Raw genomic sequence first — 17,096 nt, 5'->3', positions numbered from 1 at the left:
GAAGCCTGGATCTATCTCAGAGGTCGCCGGCTCCTTGCGTCATCGGAGGGTGAGTGGCGTGGTGACGACCAGGTCCCAGTCGTCCCCGCCCCCGAAGTCCACCCAGGCGAGCACCGGCCGGCCGCGGCCGTCCAGCGCCATGGCCAGACCGTAGCCGCCTTTACGCTGGATCGTCGTGACGGGGGTCCGGGTGCAGCGCGTCCCCGTGCAGGTGGCGATGACGATCTGTTGGCGGTCGAGGTTCTGGAAGGCGACCAGGGCTCGCCCGGCCCGGTCCAGCACCATCGCCAGTCCCGCGTGGCGCTCACCGGCCGCGGCCGGCGTGGCCGTGTCGGCCTGCGCGCATGCGCGGGTGCGGCAGTCGAGCAGCTTGATCGCGCCGTCGGCCATGTCCCGGTAGGCGATCAGCGGGCGGCCGTCGGCGCGGATGGCCATGGCGGCGCGGGGCCGGCTGCGGCGGTCGAGCGGGTAACCGGACGAATCATCCCCGACGGGCTGCTCCACGTGCGCCCGCGCGCACGCGGGGTCGTCGCAGGAGACCACGTGGATGGCGCCGCTGTCGTGATCCAGGCGGAGCACGACGGGGCGGTCCTGCGGGTCCACGCCGGCGATGAGGTCGCGCCCGCCGCCCGTGTACGTGTTGACGGGCACCTTGGCGACCTCCCTCGTGCGTGGACGGGCGCAGGCCGGATCGTCGCAGGCGGTGAGCGACAGCACCTCCTTGTCGGCGTCGTTCTCCTTCTTCGACAGCCCGTGGAGCTGGGCCATCAGGAGGCCGCCGCCCGGCCGCGCCGCCAGGGCGACCACCTTGTTCCGGCCGCTCCACGTCACCTCCGCGAGGGTCCTGCCGCCGGGGGCCGGTACGCAGGCCGTCGCGTCGCAGAGCAGGAGCCCGAGCCGGGCGCGCCAGTTCTCGTCGTACACCCATCGGTAGTGCTCGGCCACCGCCCATGTCGTCATGGCGACGCGGCCGTCCGCCAGCCGGGCGCTGGCCGCTCTCTGCTCGCCGTCGACGGCGGGCGGTTCGGCCCAGGCGAGCCGGCTGCGGGTGCAGGTGCTGTCCGCGCAGGTCAGCAGCTTCGCCTCGCGTGAGTCGTCCAGGACCATGACCAGGTGCCCGTCCTGCCCGGCGTACAGGGCTCGCAGGTCCGACCAGTCGAGCGTGGGCTCCGAGCGCTCGTCCGCGTCCGGGCTCGGAGCGCGTGACACGCCGTCCGTGACGACCGTCTCGGAGACCTCCAGCCAGCCCAGCGGGTTGACCAGCACGGCGGCGACGTACAGCAGGGTCGGCAGGAGGAGCGCCGCGAGCACCGGCACGGGCCTGGCGGGGCGCGGCGTGCCCGCCGGCAGGCTCTCGACGATCTCCTTGAACTCGGTGGTCATCCCTCTGGCGGCCAGGCGGTGCAGGAACAGGCGCGCGATCACGGTCGCCTGCAACGGCACTACGACCAGTGCCAGAACCCAGCTCGCCCCGATCCGCACGATGGGTGTCCCGGACGTCGCCACGTTCACCGCCTGCTGGGCCAGCACGGGAAAGATCACGACGCCGAAGGCCAGCGTGAACGCGGTCGCCCAGGGGGCGCCGGACGTCAGCCGGTAGGCGAGGGCGAGCGCGCTCCTCGCGGACCGCCTCTTCAGGACCACGCCCGGCACGGCCAGCAGGCACGGTAGCGAGAACAGGAGCAGTAATGCCATCACGGCGAAAGCCGGGACCTGCGCCCCGTTCCACGCGAGGAGGCCGAAACCGGCGGCCGTGTCCGCCCCGATCACGACCGCGCCGACCAGGACCAGCGCCAGCATGGCGGGCCAGCGCCGGGCCGCGGCCCGCATCGCGCCGGAGAGGGAGACGTTCTCGCCCGCCAGCCGTCCGGCGGCGAGCACCACCGTCGCGGGCAGCACCACCATCTGTCCGGCCACCGAGGCGACCAGCACCGCCGCCGACCACACCAGCAACGGCGTGCCGGGCGTACCGATGAGCTCGAACCCGCCGTTGACCACCGCCGCCGGCCCGTCCACGTTCACGACCACGACCAGCGCCGATACGGCGATCAAGCCGAGCGGCAGGAACACCAGCAGGCCGGGCACGACCAGCCCGATCAGGTGCCGGGCCGCGAACGCGTAGGCCAGCCAGATCACACCGTCGCGCCGCAGCTCGCCCCAGGCGTCGGTACGGCGGTCGTCCTGGACGGCGGGCCCCTCAGCGCTCAGCCGGCTCATGGTCTCTCCCGCCCTCGCAGGTGGAACCATGCTTGGGCGGGCTCGGTGAGCAGTTGTGTCGCTCCCACGCTCGCCACCAGAAGCCCCAGGGCGCCCCAGAAGAACGCGCCGTCGTCGAACATGGCGCTCACGTTGCGGAGCGCGACCAGTGCCTGGAGCCAGATCGCGGACAGCCGCACCCAGTCGCGCCGACTCGTGATCATGACGGACAGGGTGGACAGCCCGAGGATCGCCGCCGACTGTACGACCAGCACGACGAGGACGGGGCCGGTGAGCTCCCCGGACCCCCACCGCACGTACTGGACCAGCGTCATCAGCGGCACGAGGAGGATCAGCGCCTGCACCCAGAGGCAGGCCCGCGCCAGCCTGACCGGTCTCGGCGCGGCGAACAGTTCAGGGGGGTGTGGCAAGGTCACGGAGGATTCCGCCTTCCCTGATCCGGGGGGAGATTGAGTGCGGTGGTGACGACCAGGTCCCAGTCGTGCCAGTCCCCGAAGTCCGTCCAGGCGATCACCGGCCGGCCGCGGCCGTCCAGCGCCATGGCCAGGCCGCGGCCGCCGCCGCGCGCGATCGTCGTGACCGGGGTTCGTACGCAGGCCGTGCCCGTGCAGGTCGCGATGATGATCCGGTCGCGGTCGAGGTCCTGGTAGGCCACCAGCACTCGCCCGCCTCGGTCCAGCACCATCGCCGGCGCCGTGTTGTGACCGGGTTCGGAGAGCGTGGTGGTGCCGGCCTGCGAGCACTCGCGGGTGCGGCAGTCGAGCAGCTTGATCGCGCCGTCGTTCACGTCCAGGTAGGCGATCAGAGGCCGGCCGTCGGCCCGGACCAGCATGGCGGCGCCGGCTTGGCCGTCGGAGTAATAGGCCGAACCTCGGGCGGGCCGCCCTGTGCGTGTCCGGGCGCAGGCGGGGTCGTCGCAGGAGATCACGAAGACCGCGCCGGTTTCGCGGTCGAACCGCAGCACGACGGGCCGGTCGTCGGGGCCCACGCCCGCGATGAGGCCGCGGCTGTCGTCCCGGTATTTGTCGGCGGGAAGCTTGGCGACCTCCTTCGTGTGCGGACGGGTGCAGGCCGGATCGTCGCAGGTGGTGATCGAGAGCCCTTCCTCGGGGAGGTCGCTCTCACCCCACGGGAGCTCGTAGAACTGGGCGACCAGCAGGCCGCCGCCGGGCCGTGCCGCGAGAGCGATCGTCCTGTCCTGCCTGGACGAGGTCACCTCCGTGATGGGCTGGCCGCCGGGGGCCGGTACGCAGGCTGTCGCGTCGCAGAGCAGGAGCCCGAGCCGGGCGCGCCATTTGTCGTCGTCCACTACCGTCCCGTCTTCGTCCGCGCCCTCCTCCGCCCAGGTCGAGACGACGAGACGGCCGTCCGCCAGCCGGGCGCCGGCCGCTGTGTACCCGGGGACGGCGCCGACTGGCTCGGGCCAGGTGAGCCGGGTTTGAGCGCAGGTGCTGTCCATGCAGGTCAGCAGCTTCGCCGGGTCGAAGTCGTCCACGAGCATGACCATGCGTCCGCCCCGGCCCGCGTACAGGGCTTGCAGGTGCGACGCGCCGAGCTCCGGCTTGGAACGCCCGTCCTCCTCGAACACCTCGGCGTCCGGGTCGCGCGGCCAGGTCCGCGTGACGGCCGCCTCCGAGACCTCCGGCCAGCCGAGCGGGTTGACCAGCACCGCGCCCCCGTACAGCAGGCCGGGCAGCAGGAGCCCCGCGAGCACCGGCATGAGCCTGGCCGGGCGCGGCGCGCTCTCGGGCAGGCCGGCGACGATCTCCTTGAACTCGGCGATCGTCCCCTTGATGACCAGGCGGTGCAGGAACAGCCGGGCGATCACCGCCGCCTGGAACGGCACGGCGACCAGTGCCATGACGTAGCCCGCCACGGCCGGCGCGATGGGCAGCCCGGACACGGCCCAGTTCGCCGCCTGCTCGGCCAGTACGGGGAGGAGCACGACGCCGAAGGCCAGCGTGAACGCGGTCGCCCCCGAGGCGCCGGCCGTCAGCCGGTAGGCGCGCGCGAGAGCATCCTTCGCGGGCCGGCCCTCCAGAGCCACGGACGCCACGGCCAGCAGGCACGGCATCGCGAACAGGGCCAGGACCGCCATCACCGCGTAAGCCAGGCCCTGCGCCCCGGTCCACCCGAGAACGCCGAGCCCGGCCGCCAGGGCCGCCGTGCACGCCACCACGCCGACCAGGACGAGCACCGCCATCGCGGGCCAGCGCCGGGCCGCGGCCCGCAGCGCGCCGGAGATGGAGACGTTCTTGCCGACCAGCAGCCCGGCGGCGAGCACCACCGTCGCGGGCAGCGCCACCGCCTGCCCGGCCACCGAGACGACCAGCACGGCCGCCGCCCACTCCAGCAGCGGCGGCTCAGGCCTGCCGACCAGCTCGAAGTCGCCGTTGACCACCGCCGCCGACCCGTCCACGAGCACGAACAGCACCGGCACCGCGAGCAGGCCGATCGGCAGGAGCACCAGCAAGGCGGGCGCCAGCAGCCTGAGCAGGTTCCGCGCCGAGAACCCGTAGGCGAGCCAGACCACGCCGCGCCGCCGTATCTTGTTCCGGGCGTGCGTGTGACGGTCGTTCAGTTCGTGAGGGGGTGCATCGCTTTCATGCCCGCGGTCGGAGGATTCGGGGCGTACGAGCAGGATCAGCATCTGCGTCCAGAAGCGGGCCCGCGCCAGCCTGGCCCGCGACGTGGCGATCAGTTGATCAGGCCCGGACATGGAGGCCTCCAACGGGACAGGGGGTGTGGCCAGGAGCCTAGATTGCGCGCTGTGCCGTTGATGAGAACGAAGACCTCATTGGCATCGGATCGAACCTGCGGCTGGACGCGTTCCGTACTCCAACGGCGTGCAAGGCCGGTCAGTTCACCAGCACGATCTTCCCGCGAGAGTGGCGGGTCTCGCTCAGCTCGTGCGCTGCAGCCACCTCAGTGAGCGGGAACGCCGCCGCGACCGGCACCCGCAGCCGGCCCTGCCCGGCGAGCTCGACCGCGATGCCGAGGCCGTGCACCGCCAGCGGGTCGGCGGCTCCAACGGCCGCCGCTGTGTCGCCGGTCGGCGCGCCGTGCGACAGGTGCACGCCGAGGGCCGCCGCGGTGAGGTCGGGGGCGATCGTCACCACGCGCGCCGGGTTCCCGGTGATGGCGATCAGGTCGGGCAGCGCCCCACCTGCGCAGTCGAACACCGCGTCCACCCCGCCCGATGCCAGCGCGCGGACCCGTTCGACCAGGCCCGCCCCGTACGTCGTCGGCTCGCAGCCCAGCGAGCGCAAGAAGTCGTGGTTGTGCTCCCCGGCCGTGCCGATGACGGTGGCGCCACGGGCGACCGCGAACTGCACGGCGACCGTGCCCACCCCGCCGGCCGCGCCCTGCACCAGCACGGTGTGCCCGGCGCCGACCGCGAGCCGGTCGAGCACACGGGTGGCCGTCTCGACGCTGCCTGCGGCGCCGCCGGCCTCCTCCCAGCTCCACACGGCCGGTTTCGGCGCCCAGGCGACCAGGACCGCGTGATCGGCGTTGGCGCCGCGCGCGGTCGTCGCGGTCATGCCGAACACCTCCTCGCCGACCCTGACGCCCGTGACGCCGTCGCCGACCTCGTCCACCACGCCGGCGGCGTCGAACCCGGTCCGGTACGGGAACGTCACAGGCACCACGTCACGCATCTTCCCTGAACGGATGGACGTCTCTCCCGTCGACAATCCGGACGCCCGCACCGCGATGCGGATCGTCCCCGGCCCGGCATGCGGCTCCTCGACCTCGGCGACATGCACCACGCCGGCCGGGCCATACTCCGAAAACTGAACAGCTCTCATGTGCCGCACCGTAACGGAACACCCCGTCCGTTTGACTAAAGTGAGAGCGGTGACGGCTGAAGTGAGTCAGAAACTGCGCTCGGACGCCCGTGACAACCGCGCGCGCATCCTCGCGGTCGCCCGCGCGACCTTCGCCGCCGAGGGCCTCGATGTGCCGATCCGGGAGATCGCCCGGCGCGCGCAAGTGGGCCCGGCCACCGTCTACCGGCACTTCCCCACCAAGGAAGCGTTGCTCAGCGAGGTCTTCGCCGAGCCGATGGCCATGTGCTCGGCGGTCGTCGAGGAAGGTCTGGCGCAGGCCGACCCGTGGCGCGGGTTCTGCCTGGTGATCGAGAAGCTGATGGAGGTGCACGCGCTCGACCGGGGTCTGTCTGGCGCGTTCACCTCGCGGCTGCCGTACTTCACCGCTGACCGCGACCGTACGATCCGGCTGCTGGTCCAGCTCGTCCGGCGTGCGAAGGCGGCGGGCGGCCTGCGGGCGGACTTCGTCCTGGAGGACTTCATCCTGGCGATGATGGCGAACGAGGGGATCCGCGCCGAGTCACCCGCGCGGCGAGCGGCGGCGTCGCGCCGGTTCGCAGCGCTGATGATCCAGTCGTTCCGTGCCGACCCCGTCCGCGAGCCGCTTCCGCCGGCGGTCCGGCTGCTGCCGGCCGTTCAATAGTGCCTCGGGTGCGAGTCCCCAGCCGCAAGTAGCTCTGCGTGACGCTCCAGTAGAGCCTGGTTCAGGCCGCGGTCGACCCGGCTCGGCCGATGGGCAACGAGTGCGGGGAGCAACTGCCGCATGCGAGGCGGGAAGGTCGACGTAGAGGAACCTAGTGGCGTGGCAGGCGCAGTCCTGCGATGAGGAATTCGACCAGCCGGCGGGCGTCGTAGCGGGGATCGTTGTCCGCGCCGATGCAGAGGTTCCCGACGCCGCGCATGAGCTCATAGGCATCCACGTCGGAACGGATCTCGCCGGCGGCGGCCGCGGCTTCGAGCAGCTGGGCGCAGGCGGGTACGAGCCGGTCGAGGAAGTACGCGTGCAGCGTGTCGAAGCCGGTGTCGTCGGACCGCAGCACGGCGGCCAGCCCGTGCTTGGTGACCAGGAAGTCGACGAACAGGTTGATCCATCGCCCCAGCGCGGCGTGCGGGGTGACGCCGCTCGCCAGCAGGGTCGGAGCGGCCTCGGCGCAGGCTTCGACCTGGTGCCGGTAGACGGCGATGATGAGCTCCGACCGCGTCGGGAAGTGGCGGTAGATCGTGGCCACCCCGACTCCCGCCCTGGCCGCGATGTCGCGTACCGGCGCTTCGACGCCCGAGGTCACGAAGACCGCCGCGGCGGCGTCGAGCAGCGTCCTCTCGTTGCGCCGGGCGTCGGCCCGCTTGCGCGGGGCCGCGCGCCTCGCGCCCTCGCCGCTGTCGTCCACCCTGCCGTTCCCTCCACTCCAGAGCTTGCCAAAACGGAACCGTGTTCCCTATCGTAAGTGGAACAAGGTTCCTCTTGCTCATGATGTCAGAGCCGGAGCCTGGCAACCAAGTCACGCATCACCCGCAGTGGAGGAAATACGCTCATGCAGTACCGCACCTTGGGCCGTACCGGTGTGCAGGTCAGCTCTCTCGTGCTCGGCGCGATGAACTTCGGCAGGATCGGGCGCACCACCCAGGACGAGGCCACCGCCATCGTCGACGCCGCCCTCGAAGCCGGGATCAACCTCATCGACACCGCCGACATGTACGGCGACGGCGAGTCGGAAGAGCTGGTCGGCAAGGCCATCGCCGGCCGCCGCGACGACATCGTGCTGGCCACGAAGGCGGGCATGCCGATGGGGGAGGAGCGCAACCATCGGGGCAGCTCGCGCCGCTGGCTGGTCACCGAGCTGGACAATAGCCTGCGCCGCCTCGGCGTCGACCACGTCGATCTCTACCAGATCCACCGGTGGGACCCGACGACCGGCGACGAGGAGACGCTGTCGGCCCTGACCGACCTGCAGCGCGCGGGGAAGATTCGCTACTTCGGCTCCTCGACCTTCCCCGCCTACCGCATCGTTCAGGCCCAGTGGGCCGCCCGCGAGCACCACCTGAGCCGTTACGTCACCGAGCAGCCCAGCTACTCGATCCTGCAGCGCGGGATCGAGAGCCATGTACTGCCCGTGACCGAGCAGTACGGACTCGGCGTGCTGGTGTGGAGCCCGCTGGCCTCGGGCTGGCTGTCGGGCGCGATCCGGGAAGGCCGGGAGATCGCCACCAACCGCTCGGCGTTCATGCCGCAGCGCTTCGACACCTCCATCCCGTCCAACCGCGCCAGGCTCGACGCGGTCGAGCGGCTGGCGAAGGTCGCCGACGCGGCCGGGCTCACGATGATCCAGCTCGCGCTCGGTTTCGTGACCGCGCACCCCGGCGTGACCAGCGCCATCATCGGGCCGCGCACGCTGGACCACCTGCGCTCGCACCTCGCCGCCGCCGACACGGTGCTCTCCGCCGACGTGCTCGACGCCATCGACGCGATCGTCGCGCCCGGTCTCGACCTGGCCCCGGACGAGAAGTACGACACCCCGCCCTCCTTGCTCGACTCGTCACTGCGGCGCCGCTGATCTCGGAACGGCGTTCCGGTTAATCTCAGAAAGGCTTCCCGTGTTGCACACTTCCCGGCCCCGCTTCGGGATCATGACCGCCCCGTCGCAGGTCGACTACCAGGACCTCCTGCGGGTCTGGCGCGAGGCGGACACGATCCCGGAGATCGAGCACGCGTGGCTGTTCGATCACCTGCTGCCCATCTTCGGCGACCCCAACGGCACGACGTACGAAGGCTGGACCCTGCTCTCGGCCCTCGCCGCGCAGACCCATCGACTGCGCCTCGGCCTGCTCGTGACCAGCAACCGCTTCCGGCCGCCCGCGCTGCTGGCCAAGATCGCCGCGACCGTCGACATCGTCTCCGGCGGACGGCTCGACTTCGGCATCGGCGTCGGCTCGCGGCCCAGCTGGCCCTCGGCCCGGCGCGAGTACGAAGCGCACGGCCTGCCCTTCCACGACACCGCGCACGCCGTGGGGAGCCTCGCCGAGGCGTGCACGGTGATCCGGCGGCTGTGGACCGAGCCCGAACCGTTCGACTTCGACGGCACCTACCTCCAGCTCACCGGGGCGTTCTGCAACCCCAAGCCCGTCCAGCGCCCCCACCCGCCCATCCTCATCGGCGGGCGCTCGGGCCCGACGCTGCGCGTGGCCGCCGAGCACGCCGACCTGTGGAACATCCCCGGCGGCGACATCGACGACGTCGTCCGCCGCAGCCGGCTGCTGGACCGCTACTGCACCGAGCTCGGCCGCGACCCCGCCTCGATCATCCGCTCGATCCACCTGCCGGTCTCCTACGACCAGCCCGACATCACCCGGGACGCCATCGGCGAGGCGATCGACGCCGGCTTCCGGCACATCGTCCTCGGGCTGTCGGCTCCCTACCCCGCCGGGGTCGCGCGGTGGGTCGCCGACGAGCTCATCGCCACGCCGGCCCGAGCCGCATCCGAGCTCAGCCGCTGAGCAGGCCCCGGGCGCGCGGCCCGGTCAGCGCGGAGAGCGGCCGTCGAGGACGTGGTCGCGGTCGTCGATGCGGCCGCCGAAGACGCCGTCCATGACGGTCGCCCTGGCCAGGCGCGGGCGAGGCCGCGCACGCGTTCGTCGTCCCCGGACGATCACGTTCGTGCCCGCCGTCCCCCTCGCCACCAGCGACAACCCCGACAAACACGCCCTCTCTGAGCAAATTCTGAGAATTGCCCGCCAACACTGAGGTTGTCCGTTCAATCACATCGTTGTGACGGAGGCTTTCAGTGCCGGACAAGACCCTGGACCACCTGGTGATCGGCGCGGGCCCCGCGGGTTTGCAACTGGGGTCTTTCCTGCACGAGCACGGGCGGGACTACCTGATCCTCGAGGCGGGCCCCGCGCCGGGCCAGTTCTTCCGCACCCACCCGCGCCATCGCAAGCTGATCTCGATCAACAAGAAGTACACCGGATGGGACGACCCCGAGCTCAACCTCCGGATGGACTGGAACTCGCTGCTGTCCGACGACCCCGACCTGCTGTTCACCCGCTACAGCGACCGGTACTTCCCGCACGCCGACGACATGGTCCGCTACCTGGCCGACTTCGCCGGCAAGCGCGGCCTGCGCGTCGCCTACGACTCCCGGGTGGTCCGCGTCGACCGGCCGGGCCCCGCGTTCCGGGTGACGGACGAGACAGGGCGCACGTACGAGGCGAAGACGGTCATCGTCGCGACCGGCGTCACCAAGCCCAACATCCCGCCCATCCCGGGCATCGAGACGGCCGACCTGTACGGCACCCACTCCACCGACCCGGCCGACTACGTCAACCAGCGCGTGCTCGTCATCGGCAAGGGCAACTCGGCCTTCGAGACGGCCGACAACCTGATGGAGACCGCCGCGGCCATCCACGTGGCGGGCCCGCACTCGGTCCGCATGGCCTGGCGCACCCACTACGTCGGCCACCTGCGGGCGGTCAACAACGGCCTGCTGGACACGTACCAGCTCAAGTCCCAGAACGCGATCCTCGACGGCGACGTCAAGCGGATCGAACGGAACGCGGACGGCACGTACCTGGTGACGGTCTCCTTCGCTCGGGTCGACGAGGTCACCAAGGACATCCCGTACGACAGCGTGATCCTCTGCACCGGCTTCCGCTTCGACGCCTCGATCTTCGGCGACGACTGCCGCCCCGAGCTGGTGATCGACGACAGGTTCCCGTCGCTCACCCCGGCTTACGAGTCCGTCAACGTACCGGACCTCTACTTCGCCGGCACGATCACCCAGTCGCGCGACTTCAAGCGCGGCACCAGCGGCTTCATCCACGGCTTCCGGTACGGCGTGCGCGCGCTGCACCGCGTCCTGGAGTCCCGCCACCACGGCGTCCCCTGGCCCGCCAGGGTGCTGCCCGCCGAGCCGGGGGCGCTCGCGGCGGCGGTCATCGAACGGGTCAACCGCACCTCGGCGCTGTGGCAGCAGTTCGGGCTGCTGGCCGACGTCATCGTGCCCGACGGGGACACCGCCCGCTACCTGGAGGAGGTGCCGTACGACCTGCAGGGCCCGCCGATCGGCGACCGCGGCCACTTCGCGATCACCCTGGACTACGGGCCCGATCATGACCAGGTCGACCCCTTCGACATCGAGGTGGGCCGGATCCGCCAGAGCGACTCGGCCCGGGCGCACGAGGGCCACTACCTCCACCCCGTCGTCCGCCACCACGTGCCCGGCCGGCCCCCGGTCGCCCACCACATCACCGAGAACCTCGAGAACGAGTGGACCTCCAAGGAGATCCACGTCGAGCCCCTCCGGGCCTTCTTCGCCGCGCGGCTGACGTCCGTACCGGTCTGATGGAGCGGTGGAGCCTGCGCGAGTTCGAGGCCGAGGCCCGCGCCCGCCTCGACCCCGCGCACTACGACTACTTCGCCGGCGGGGCCGGTGACGAGGTCACCGTGCGCGCGAACGAGGCCGCGTTCGCCCGGATCGGCCTGCTGCCCAGGGTGCTGCGCGGCGCGGCCAAGCTGGAGACCGGCCTGACCCTGCTCGGCAGCCGCGCCGCCATGCCCGTGCTGGTGGCGCCGACCGCGTTCCACCGCCTCGCCGACCCGGAGGGCGAGCGGGCCACCGCCCGCGCGGCCGCCGCCGCCGAGACGATCATGATCGTGAGCATGGCCGCCACCGTCGCGATCGAGGAGGTGGCGGCCGCCGCGCCCGGCGCCGAGCTCTGGTTCCAGCTGTACGTGCAGCCGGACCTGGCCTTCACCGAGACCGTCGTGCGCCGCGCCGAGGCGGCCGGCTGCAGGGCGCTGGTCGTCACCGTGGACTCGCCCGTGCTCGGCCGGCGCGAGCGGGACCTGCGCAACGGCTTCCACGACCTGCCCGAGGGCCTGTGCTGCGAGAACCTGCGCGACGGCGACCGGGTGCGCCCCATCCTCATGTCGCCCGAGCTGTCGTGGGAGCACCTCGACCGGCTCCGGGAGATGACCGCGCTGCCGATCGTGGTCAAGGGCGTCACGCATCCCGGCGACGCCCGGATCGCGCTCGACCACGACGTCTCGGCGATCATGGTCTCGAACCACGGCGGGCGGCAGCTCGACACCGTTCCCGCCTCGATCGACCTGCTGCCGGACATCGCCGCGGCCGTCGGAGGGGCCGTGCCCGTGCTGCTGGACGGCGGGATCCGGCGCGGCACGGACGTGCTGAAGGCGCTGGCGCTCGGCGCCGCGGCGGTCGCCGTCGGCCGCCCGGTGATCTGGGGGCTGGCCGCGGACGGCGAGCGCGGGGCGTCCCGCGTGCTCGGCCGGCTGCGCGCGGAGGTCGAGCACGCGCTCACGCTGTGCGGCTGCGCGTCGATCGGCGACCTCGACCCGGGCATGGTGCGGCGGACATGCTGATCATCCTGGCGCTGGCCCTGGCCCTGGTCGTGGCGAGCCTGCCGTGGTGGCTGCCCGCGAGGGTCGTGGCGCTGCGCGTACGCGTCTTCAACCGGATCAACGGGGACGAGGGCATCCCCGTCCCCGGCGACCTCGTGGGCGTCGACCGCTTCAGGGAGGTCTACTCGCACCCGGCCGCCAACGGGCGCAGCAGGGGCGCGGCGCTGTCGGACCTGTTCTGGTACTGGCTGTCACCAGGCCCCGAGATGCACCAGGAGCACCTGGAGGCGGGCGAGCGGTACGACGCGGTGGCCAAGGCGACGCGCGGGCTGCTCGCCGTGCCGCGCGGCGAGGCCGAGGAGCTCACGCGCCGCTGCGCCGCCCGCACGCTGGCGGGCGCGCGGGGGCTGGTACGGCTGCGCGACCTGATGATGCCGCTGTGGGCGGAGTTCTCCTACGAGCTGGTGTTCGCCGAGCCGTGCCCGCGGGAGGCCCGCGACCTGATCGTGGGCAACGCGAACGACGTGGTCACCTCGCTCAAGTGCACCGGCCTGCGGCACATGGAACGCCGCCACCGCCTGACCCGCTACCTGCTCGGCCGCCTGTCACGCGTGCGCATCCCGCTCCCCGCCGGCCTGTCACCCCAGGAGCAGGCGTTCTACCTCCAGGGCGCCTTCTTCAACACCGCCGTCGTCCAGCTGTCGGAGGCCACGGCCCACCTGCTGATGGTCCTGGCGCAGCACCCGGAGGTGCAGGAGCGGGCCCGTACGGGGGACGACCGCTACCTCGACCAGGTGATCTCCGAGACGCTGCGGCTCTACCCGCTCTTCGGCATCGCCCACCGCATCACCACGGGCGAGATCCCGCTCGGCGGGAGCACCGCGATCCCGGCCGGGTCGGTGCTCTGCTTCAACTATCCCGAGTTCCACCGCGCCGGGTTCGCCGACCCGGACCGTTTCGACCCGGGCCGCTTCGACCGGCCCGCCAGGGAGCTCAACCACATCCCGTTCGGCGTCGCCGCCAACCGGCCCTGCCCGGCCTGGCGGCTGGCGCCGATCGCGATGCGGGTCGCGGCGCGGGAGATCCTGCACCGCCACTCCCTGCACTCCTCGGCCGCCCACACCCGGTCCCTGCCCAACCGGGGGCCGTGCCTGCTCACCCCGCCGCACGCGTCCCCGCCCCGCGCCGCGCTCGTCCTCATGCGGGTCCGCGACCGCTGGGAGGACGTCTGGCGCAGCCTCGTGCAACTCGTCCTCGGCACGTACATGGTCTGGGACGCCCGCCGGCAACGGCTCTGCGAGACCCACTTCGATCACCCAGCGGAGAACCGAACATGACCGTACTGGCCCACGTCACGCCTCCCGATCCGAACCTCGCCCTCATACTCAAGGTCCTGCCCGCCCTCGTCGTGATCCTGATCGTCGCGGCGATCTGCGGCCGGCTGGCGCAAATGGTGATGCAGCCGCGCGTGCTCGGCGAGATGGTCGCCGGCGTGCTCCTCGGGCCGACGTTCTTCGGCTGGCTCTTCCCCGACGCGCAGGCGGCCCTGTTCCCCAAGGACGTCAGGCCCGTCCTGTACGTGCTGAGCACCATCGGCCTGACGCTCTACATGTTCCTGGTCGGGGCGGGGCTCGACCACAACGGGCGCACGCCCGGCGAGGTCCGCAAGGCCTCCGCGCTGGCCGTCTCGGGGATCGTCCCCTCGCTGCTGCTCGGCTTCGGCGCGGGCCTCCTGCTGTACGACCTGCTCTCGGTGCCGGACGTCAGCCCCTTCCAGTTCGCCCTGTTCGTCGGCGGGGCGCTCTCGCTGACCGCCTTCCCCATGCTGGCCAGGATCCTGTACGAGCGGGGCCTGGAGAACACCCCGGTCGGCCGGCTCACCCTCATCGCCGCCTCCATCGACGACGCCCTGGCCTGGTGCATCCTGGCCGTCCTGTCGGCCATGCACCTCGGCACCGGCCCCGCCGGGGCGCTGCCCACCATCGGCCTGACCGCGGTGTTCGCCGTCGTGATGCTCAAGGTGGTGGCGCCCCTGCTGCGCCCCATGGGCGCGAACGTCGCCCGCACCGGCCGCCTCGGCGCCACCGGCATGTACGTCGTCGTCCTCGTGCCGCTGACGGCCGGCTGGCTGACGGACTGGATCGGCGTCTACTCGGTCTTCGGCGGATTCCTCGCCGGCCTGGCCATGCCCCGCGACCCCAAGTTCCGCGAGGCGCTGCACGGCCGGATGATGGAGATCGTCTCGACGCTGCTGCTGCCCACGTTCTTCACCTTCTCGGGGCTGAACACCCACCTCGGGGGCATCGCGGGCGGCGCCATGCTGCTGGCGTTCGGGCTGATCCTGCTCGCCGGGTTCGCCGGCAAGTACTTCGGGTGCGCGCTGGCGATGCGGGGGATGGGGTTCGGTCTGCGGGAGTCGTACGCGGTGGGGGCGCTCATGAACGCCCGCGGCCTGATGATCCTCATCTTCATCAACATCGGCCTGGCCCAGGGCATGATCAACCAGGAGCTCTTCGCGATGCTGGTGCTCGTGGCCATACTCACCACGGCCGGCGCGCTGCCCCTCTACAAGCTGGCGCTGCCCGAGCGCCTCGAGACCCGGGCCAAGGTTGCGGAAGTTTCGGAGCTGGTCAGGTCCAATCCATCGTGATCGCGCAGGTCGGCCGGGGTACGCCCGGTTCTCGATCAACAAATGCCCGAGTGGATCTGGAAATCCTCCTGGGCGTGGTGTAACCGTGGTCTGGTGGCTGGAACACCGGGTACAGCCCGTCGGCTGCTGGTCATCGAGGATGACCGCGAACTGGGGCGCATGCTCGTCGACCTGTTCACCGAAGAGGGGTACACGGTCGAACTGGCTCTGGAGGGGCAGCGCGGGCTGCATCTTGGGCTGAGCCGCTCGTACGACGTGCTGATCATCGATCGCGGCCTGCCGGCGATCGACGGCATCGACCTCATACGGCGGCTGCGACGGCAGGCGGTCACCACCCCTGTGCTGGTGCTGACCGCCTTCGGCTCGGTCGCCGACCGGGTCACCGGGCTGGACGCGGGCGCGGAGGACTACCTGGTCAAACCGTTCGAGATCGACGAGCTGCTGGCCAGGGTGCGGGCGCTGCACCGCAGGAACCTGGACCAGGCCACGCTGCTGCCGCTCGGCGCGGGCTGGCTGGACTCCGAGTCGCACGTCGTCCGGCTGCCGAGCGGCGAGCAGGTCGAGCTGTCGGGGCAGGAGTGCCGGCTGCTCAGCGCCCTGGCGGCGCGCCCGCGGCAGGTGCACACCCGCACGTCGCTCCGGCAGCGGGTCTTCGACGGCGCCAAGAAGGAATCGATCGTGGACACGTACGTCTACTACCTGCGCAACAAGCTGGGCTCGGGGGTCGTGTACACCGTGCGGGGCGTGGGCTACCGCCTGGGTGAGTTATGAGCCCGGCGGAGCCGGGACCGGAGCTGGAGCGGCGGCTGCTGAAGCGGGCCCGCCGGCGCCTCACCGCGCAGGTGGCCGGTGTGATCTCGCTGCTGCTGGCCCTGACCGGGGTGCTGGTCTACTGCGTCATGGTGCACCAGCAGGCCGACGCCGCCCGGCGCGACCTGACAGCGGCCGTGCAGCGCGCCCCCATCGCCCACCCTCCTCCCTGCGTCTGGCTCTACGCGCTGCGGCCCGACGGCACCGTGGAGAGCTCCCCGGGCGCGCCGCGGGCGCTCCCGTTCCGCGCGCCCATGGACCGGGTCGCCACCGGGCAGCCGCCCAGGGTCGAGGAGGTCCGGGTGGACGGGCACGCGTACCTCATCCGCACCCAGCGGCGCGGCGACGACACCTTCCAGGCGGCACTGGACCTGCGCTACCAGGACGCCGAACGGCAGCGGCTGCTGCGCACGCTCGGCGGCGCGGAGCTCGGCGGCCTGCTGGCCGCGCTGCTCGTGGGCCAGGTCATCTCCCGCCGCGCCATCGCCCCGCTCGGCGAGGCCCTGGCGCGCCAGCGCCGCTTCGCCGCCGACGTCAGCCACGAACTGCGCAGCCCGCTGACCCGCCTGCACACCCGCGCCCAGCTCCTGTCCCGCCGGCTGCGGGGCGGCACGGACCCGATCCTGCTCATCGACGAGGTGGACCAGCTCGTGACCGGCTCCAGGCAGCTGGGCGAGGTGGTCGAGGACCTGCTCCAGTCGGCCCAGCTCCAGCAGTTGCGCCGCCCGTTCGGGCCCGTCGACCTCGCCGTGCTGGCCTCCGAGCTGGCCGTGGCCGAGGGCGCCCGCGCGGACGCCAAGGGGGTCACGATCGAGGTCCGGTGCGAGGGGCCGGGCGATCACGTGGTGCGCGGCGTGGAGTCCGCGCTGCGCCGCGTGCTCTCGGCCCTCCTGGACAACGCCCTGGGCCACACGCGGGCGGGCGGCCACATCCGGGTGACGCTGTCCCGGGACCGCGACCTGGTCCGGCTGACCGTGCGTGACGACGGGGTGGGCTTCGACCCGACGGAGACCGAACGCCTCTTCACCCGGTTCGTGGGGGGAGGCTTCGGGCTGGGGCTGGCGCTCGTACGGGAGGTGGTGGAGGGCCACCACGGCACCATCACCGCGGACGGCCGCCCGGGCGCCGGCGCCACCTTCACCGTCAGCCTGCCCGCAGGCCCGGCCGTCACGCCGCCCGCGTGGACGCCACCGGCCCGCGAACCCGAACGCCGCCTCTGAGCGGCCAC

The 17,096-nt window shown here is 72.1% G+C and carries 15 protein-coding genes; 9 read left to right on the top strand and 6 right to left on the bottom strand.

The genetic code is table 11. The features are described from left to right. Nucleotides 1-39: 39 nt before the first annotated feature. The 4 genes from HD596_RS53825 to HD596_RS53810 form a co-directional block, all read right to left on the bottom strand. Nucleotides 40-2,217 (bottom strand): hypothetical protein, encoded by a 2,178-nt coding sequence (locus HD596_RS53825; RefSeq protein ID WP_185077158.1) that lies wholly within the window; start codon nucleotides 2,215-2,217, stop codon nucleotides 40-42. Next, complete coding sequence (locus tag HD596_RS53820) at nucleotides 2,214-2,633, bottom strand: hypothetical protein (RefSeq protein WP_185077157.1); 420 nt, start codon at nucleotides 2,631-2,633, stop codon at nucleotides 2,214-2,216. The genes HD596_RS53825 and HD596_RS53820 overlap by 4 nt, the downstream gene beginning before the upstream one ends. After that, complete coding sequence (locus HD596_RS53815; RefSeq protein WP_185077156.1) at nucleotides 2,630-4,936, bottom strand: hypothetical protein; 2,307 nt, start codon at nucleotides 4,934-4,936, stop codon at nucleotides 2,630-2,632. The genes HD596_RS53820 and HD596_RS53815 overlap by 4 nt, the downstream gene beginning before the upstream one ends. 139 nt (nucleotides 4,937-5,075) lie before the next feature. Next, the gene (locus HD596_RS53810; protein WP_185077155.1) at nucleotides 5,076-6,026 is read right to left on the bottom strand and encodes an NADP-dependent oxidoreductase; all 951 of its coding nucleotides are present in this window, start codon (nucleotides 6,024-6,026) and stop codon (nucleotides 5,076-5,078) included. Nucleotides 6,027-6,075: 49 nt separating this feature from the next. On the opposite strand from HD596_RS53810, the gene HD596_RS53805 reads away from it, so the two are divergent. Further along, the gene (locus HD596_RS53805; RefSeq protein WP_313047015.1) at nucleotides 6,076-6,690 is read left to right on the top strand and encodes a TetR/AcrR family transcriptional regulator; all 615 of its coding nucleotides are present in this window, start codon (nucleotides 6,076-6,078) and stop codon (nucleotides 6,688-6,690) included. Nucleotides 6,691-6,841: 151 nt separating this feature from the next. Here the strand turns inward: HD596_RS53805 and HD596_RS53800 are convergent, their stop codons facing one another. Further along, on the bottom strand, nucleotides 6,842-7,435 hold the full coding sequence (locus tag HD596_RS53800) for a TetR/AcrR family transcriptional regulator (protein WP_185077153.1): 594 nt from the start codon (nucleotides 7,433-7,435) through the stop codon (nucleotides 6,842-6,844). Between the two features lie 144 nt (nucleotides 7,436-7,579). Between HD596_RS53800 and HD596_RS53795 the strand changes: the two genes are divergently transcribed. Together HD596_RS53795 and HD596_RS53790 are read left to right on the top strand one after the other, a co-directional pair. Then, entirely contained in the window at nucleotides 7,580-8,599 is a 1,020-nt protein-coding gene (locus tag HD596_RS53795; RefSeq protein ID WP_185077152.1) for an aldo/keto reductase, read from the top strand. Between the two features lie 73 nt (nucleotides 8,600-8,672). After that, nucleotides 8,673-9,539, top strand: a complete 867-nt coding sequence (locus HD596_RS53790; RefSeq protein ID WP_185077151.1) for an LLM class flavin-dependent oxidoreductase — start codon at nucleotides 8,673-8,675, stop codon at nucleotides 9,537-9,539. Between the two features lie 24 nt (nucleotides 9,540-9,563). Here the strand turns inward: HD596_RS53790 and HD596_RS53785 are convergent, their stop codons facing one another. Further along, nucleotides 9,564-9,722 carry a hypothetical protein gene (locus HD596_RS53785; protein ID WP_185077150.1) on the bottom strand — a complete coding sequence of 53 codons (159 nt, stop codon included), beginning with the start codon at nucleotides 9,720-9,722 and terminating at the stop codon, nucleotides 9,564-9,566. 104 nt (nucleotides 9,723-9,826) lie between these two features. Between HD596_RS53785 and HD596_RS53780 the strand changes: the two genes are divergently transcribed. From HD596_RS53780 to HD596_RS53755, 6 genes are all read left to right on the top strand, one after another. Further along, entirely contained in the window at nucleotides 9,827-11,386 is a 1,560-nt protein-coding gene (locus HD596_RS53780; RefSeq protein ID WP_221520031.1) for an NAD(P)-binding domain-containing protein, read from the top strand. Beyond that, nucleotides 11,386-12,429: an alpha-hydroxy acid oxidase gene (locus HD596_RS53775; protein ID WP_185077149.1), complete on the top strand. Its 1,044-nt coding sequence runs from the start codon at nucleotides 11,386-11,388 to the stop codon at nucleotides 12,427-12,429. The genes HD596_RS53780 and HD596_RS53775 overlap by 1 nt, the downstream gene beginning before the upstream one ends. Then, complete coding sequence (locus tag HD596_RS53770; protein WP_185077148.1) at nucleotides 12,423-13,745, top strand: cytochrome P450; 1,323 nt, start codon at nucleotides 12,423-12,425, stop codon at nucleotides 13,743-13,745. The genes HD596_RS53775 and HD596_RS53770 overlap by 7 nt, the downstream gene beginning before the upstream one ends. Beyond that, complete coding sequence (locus HD596_RS53765; protein WP_185077147.1) at nucleotides 13,742-15,058, top strand: cation:proton antiporter; 1,317 nt, start codon at nucleotides 13,742-13,744, stop codon at nucleotides 15,056-15,058. The genes HD596_RS53770 and HD596_RS53765 overlap by 4 nt, the downstream gene beginning before the upstream one ends. Before the next feature lie 93 nt (nucleotides 15,059-15,151). Then, nucleotides 15,152-15,829, top strand: a complete 678-nt coding sequence (locus HD596_RS53760; RefSeq protein WP_221520030.1) for a response regulator transcription factor — start codon at nucleotides 15,152-15,154, stop codon at nucleotides 15,827-15,829. Next, nucleotides 15,826-17,088 carry a sensor histidine kinase gene (locus HD596_RS53755; protein ID WP_185077146.1) on the top strand — a complete coding sequence of 421 codons (1,263 nt, stop codon included), beginning with the start codon at nucleotides 15,826-15,828 and terminating at the stop codon, nucleotides 17,086-17,088. The genes HD596_RS53760 and HD596_RS53755 overlap by 4 nt, the downstream gene beginning before the upstream one ends. The last annotated feature ends 8 nt before the right edge of the window (nucleotides 17,089-17,096 follow it).

Source organism: Nonomuraea jabiensis, from assembly GCF_014204795.1.
Classification (GTDB): domain Bacteria; phylum Actinomycetota; class Actinomycetes; order Streptosporangiales; family Streptosporangiaceae; genus Nonomuraea; species Nonomuraea jabiensis.
The sequence above is the reverse complement of the archived record's forward strand: the minus strand, read 5'-3'. Positions and strand labels throughout refer to the sequence as shown.

Bases quoted from the DNA above. Each gene is read 5' to 3' on its own strand.
- HD596_RS53825 (WP_185077158.1), bottom strand. From the start codon at position 2,217: ATGAGCCGGCTGAGCGCTGAGGGGCCCGCCGTCCAGGACGACCGCCGT.
- HD596_RS53815 (WP_185077156.1), bottom strand. From the start codon at position 4,936: ATGTCCGGGCCTGATCAACTGATCGCCACGTCGCGGGCCAGGCTGGCG.
- HD596_RS53810 (WP_185077155.1), bottom strand. From the start codon at position 6,026: ATGAGAGCTGTTCAGTTTTCGGAGTATGGCCCGGCCGGCGTGGTGCAT.
- HD596_RS53795 (WP_185077152.1), top strand. From the start codon at position 7,580: ATGCAGTACCGCACCTTGGGCCGTACCGGTGTGCAGGTCAGCTCTCTC.
- HD596_RS53790 (WP_185077151.1), top strand. From the start codon at position 8,673: ATGACCGCCCCGTCGCAGGTCGACTACCAGGACCTCCTGCGGGTCTGG.
- HD596_RS53775 (WP_185077149.1), top strand. From the start codon at position 11,386: ATGGAGCGGTGGAGCCTGCGCGAGTTCGAGGCCGAGGCCCGCGCCCGC.
- HD596_RS53770 (WP_185077148.1), top strand. From the start codon at position 12,423: ATGCTGATCATCCTGGCGCTGGCCCTGGCCCTGGTCGTGGCGAGCCTG.
- HD596_RS53765 (WP_185077147.1), top strand. From the start codon at position 13,742: ATGACCGTACTGGCCCACGTCACGCCTCCCGATCCGAACCTCGCCCTC.
- HD596_RS53755 (WP_185077146.1), top strand. From the start codon at position 15,826: ATGAGCCCGGCGGAGCCGGGACCGGAGCTGGAGCGGCGGCTGCTGAAG.